This is a genomic window from Microbacterium sp. AR7-10, from assembly GCF_001878835.1.
Lineage (GTDB): Bacteria > Actinomycetota > Actinomycetes > Actinomycetales > Microbacteriaceae > Microbacterium > Microbacterium commune.
Window position 1 is genome coordinate 1 of the sequence record NZ_MJIR01000025.1, and the last position, 3,719, is coordinate 3,719.

General features: G+C 47.9%; 3 protein-coding genes. All 3 read left to right on the forward strand.

Annotated features, from left to right (window positions below; genetic code table 11):
* Nucleotides 1–641, forward strand: a 641-nt coding sequence (locus BFN01_RS01415; protein ID WP_071640771.1) for a hypothetical protein, incomplete at its 5' end; no start/stop codon positions are given.
* A 531-nt stretch (nucleotides 642–1,172) separates the two neighbouring features.
* Entirely contained in the window at nucleotides 1,173–2,033 is an 861-nt protein-coding gene (locus BFN01_RS01420; protein WP_000027050.1) for a broad-spectrum class A beta-lactamase TEM-116, read from the forward strand.
* A gap of 1,156 nt (nucleotides 2,034–3,189) precedes the next feature.
* Nucleotides 3,190–3,588, forward strand: coding sequence for a hypothetical protein (locus BFN01_RS01430; protein ID WP_218161784.1), 399 nt, complete (start codon nucleotides 3,190–3,192; stop codon nucleotides 3,586–3,588).
* Nucleotides 3,589–3,719 lie beyond the last annotated feature (131 nt).

Sequence of the window (3,719 nt, forward strand, 5' to 3'; positions counted from 1 at the left end):
AGATGTGTATAAGAGACAGGGGTGAAGGTGATGCAACATACGGAAAACTTACCCTTAAATTTATTTGCACTACTGGAAAACTACCTGTTCCATGGCCAACACTTGTCACTACTTTCTCTTATGGTGTTCAATGCTTTTCCCGTTATCCGGATCATATGAAACGGCATGACTTTTTCAAGAGTGCCATGCCCGAAGGTTATGTACAGGAACGCACTATATCTTTCAAAGATGACGGGAACTACAAGACGCGTGCTGAAGTCAAGTTTGAAGGTGATACCCTTGTTAATCGTATCGAGTTAAAAGGTATTGATTTTAAAGAAGATGGAAACATTCTCGGACACAAACTCGAGTACAACTATAACTCACACAATGTATACATCACGGCAGACAAACAAAAGAATGGAATCAAAGCTAACTTCAAAATTCGCCACAACATTGAAGATGGATCCGTTCAACTAGCAGACCATTATCAACAAAATACTCCAATTGGCGATGGCCCTGTCCTTTTACCAGACAACCATTACCTGTCGACACAATCTGCCCTTTCGAAAGATCCCAACGAAAAGCGTGACCACATGGTCCTTCTTGAGTTTGTAACTGCTGCTGGGATTACACATGGCATGGATGAGCTCTACAAATAATGAATTCCAACTGAGCGCCGGTCGCTACCATTACCAACTTGTCTGGTGTCAAAAATAATAGGCCTACTAGTCGGCCGTACGGGCCCTTTCGTCTCGCGCGTTTCGGTGATGACGGTGAAAACCTCTGACACATGCAGCTCCCGGAGACGGTCACAGCTTGTCTGTAAGCGGATGCCGGGAGCAGACAAGCCCGTCAGGGCGCGTCAGCGGGTGTTGGCGGGTGTCGGGGCTGGCTTAACTATGCGGCATCAGAGCAGATTGTACTGAGAGTGCACCATATGCGGTGTGAAATACCGCACAGATGCGTAAGGAGAAAATACCGCATCAGGCGGCCTTAAGGGCCTCGTGATACGCCTATTTTTATAGGTTAATGTCATGATAATAATGGTTTCTTAGACGTCAGGTGGCACTTTTCGGGGAAATGTGCGCGGAACCCCTATTTGTTTATTTTTCTAAATACATTCAAATATGTATCCGCTCATGAGACAATAACCCTGATAAATGCTTCAATAATATTGAAAAAGGAAGAGTATGAGTATTCAACATTTCCGTGTCGCCCTTATTCCCTTTTTTGCGGCATTTTGCCTTCCTGTTTTTGCTCACCCAGAAACGCTGGTGAAAGTAAAAGATGCTGAAGATCAGTTGGGTGCACGAGTGGGTTACATCGAACTGGATCTCAACAGCGGTAAGATCCTTGAGAGTTTTCGCCCCGAAGAACGTTTTCCAATGATGAGCACTTTTAAAGTTCTGCTATGTGGCGCGGTATTATCCCGTATTGACGCCGGGCAAGAGCAACTCGGTCGCCGCATACACTATTCTCAGAATGACTTGGTTGAGTACTCACCAGTCACAGAAAAGCATCTTACGGATGGCATGACAGTAAGAGAATTATGCAGTGCTGCCATAACCATGAGTGATAACACTGCGGCCAACTTACTTCTGACAACGATCGGAGGACCGAAGGAGCTAACCGCTTTTTTGCACAACATGGGGGATCATGTAACTCGCCTTGATCGTTGGGAACCGGAGCTGAATGAAGCCATACCAAACGACGAGCGTGACACCACGATGCCTGTAGCAATGGCAACAACGTTGCGCAAACTATTAACTGGCGAACTACTTACTCTAGCTTCCCGGCAACAATTAATAGACTGGATGGAGGCGGATAAAGTTGCAGGACCACTTCTGCGCTCGGCCCTTCCGGCTGGCTGGTTTATTGCTGATAAATCTGGAGCCGGTGAGCGTGGGTCTCGCGGTATCATTGCAGCACTGGGGCCAGATGGTAAGCCCTCCCGTATCGTAGTTATCTACACGACGGGGAGTCAGGCAACTATGGATGAACGAAATAGACAGATCGCTGAGATAGGTGCCTCACTGATTAAGCATTGGTAACTGTCAGACCAAGTTTACTCATATATACTTTAGATTGATTTAAAACTTCATTTTTAATTTAAAAGGATCTAGGTGAAGATCCTTTTTGATAATCTCATGACCAAAATCCCTTAACGTGAGTTTTCGTTCCACTGAGCGTCAGACCCCGTAGAAAAGATCAAAGGATCTTCTTGAGATCCTTTTTTTCTGCGCGTAATCTGCTGCTTGCAAACAAAAAAACCACCGCTACCAGCGGTGGTTTGTTTGCCGGATCAAGAGCTACCAACTCTTTTTCCGAAGGTAACTGGCTTCAGCAGAGCGCAGATACCAAATACTGTTCTTCTAGTGTAGCCGTAGTTAGGCCACCACTTCAAGAACTCTGTAGCACCGCCTACATACCTCGCTCTGCTAATCCTGTTACCAGTGGCTGCTGCCAGTGGCGATAAGTCGTGTCTTACCGGGTTGGACTCAAGACGATAGTTACCGGATAAGGCGCAGCGGTCGGGCTGAACGGGGGGTTCGTGCACACAGCCCAGCTTGGAGCGAACGACCTACACCGAACTGAGATACCTACAGCGTGAGCTATGAGAAAGCGCCACGCTTCCCGAAGGGAGAAAGGCGGACAGGTATCCGGTAAGCGGCAGGGTCGGAACAGGAGAGCGCACGAGGGAGCTTCCAGGGGGAAACGCCTGGTATCTTTATAGTCCTGTCGGGTTTCGCCACCTCTGACTTGAGCGTCGATTTTTGTGATGCTCGTCAGGGGGGCGGAGCCTATGGAAAAACGCCAGCAACGCGGCCTTTTTACGGTTCCTGGCCTTTTGCTGGCCTTTTGCTCACATGTTCTTTCCTGCGTTATCCCCTGATTCTGTGGATAACCGTATTACCGCCTTTGAGTGAGCTGATACCGCTCGCCGCAGCCGAACGACCGAGCGCAGCGAGTCAGTGAGCGAGGAAGCGGAAGAGCGCCCAATACGCAAACCGCCTCTCCCCGCGCGTTGGCCGATTCATTAATGCAGCTGGCACGACAGGTTTCCCGACTGGAAAGCGGGCAGTGAGCGCAACGCAATTAATGTGAGTTAGCTCACTCATTAGGCACCCCAGGCTTTACACTTTATGCTTCCGGCTCGTATGTTGTGTGGAATTGTGAGCGGATAACAATTTCACACAGGAAACAGCTATGACCATGATTACGCCAAGCTTGCATGCCTGCAGGTCGACTCTAGAGGATCCCCGGGTACCGGTAGAAAAAATGAGTAAAGGAGAAGAACTTTTCACTGGAGTTGTCCCAATTCTTGTTGAATTAGATGGTGATGTTAATGGGCACAAATTTTCTGTCAGTGGAGAGGGTGAAGGTGATGCAACATACGGAAAACTTACCCTTAAATTTATTTGCACTACTGGAAAACTACCTGTTCCATGGCCAACACTTGTCACTACTTTCTCTTATGGTGTTCAATGCTTTTCCCGTTATCCGGATCATATGAAACGGCATGACTTTTTCAAGAGTGCCATGCCCGAAGGTTATGTACCTGTCTCTTATACACATCTGACGCTGCCGACGAACTCTAGGGTGTAGATCTCGGTGGCCGCCTTATCATTAAAAAAAAAAACATTTACATCTCGACCAGTGCCTACCATCTTTCCTCCGACTCATCACCCGCTGCAATCGCACTCGTCTGGCGCTTATACACATCTGCCGCTTCCTCC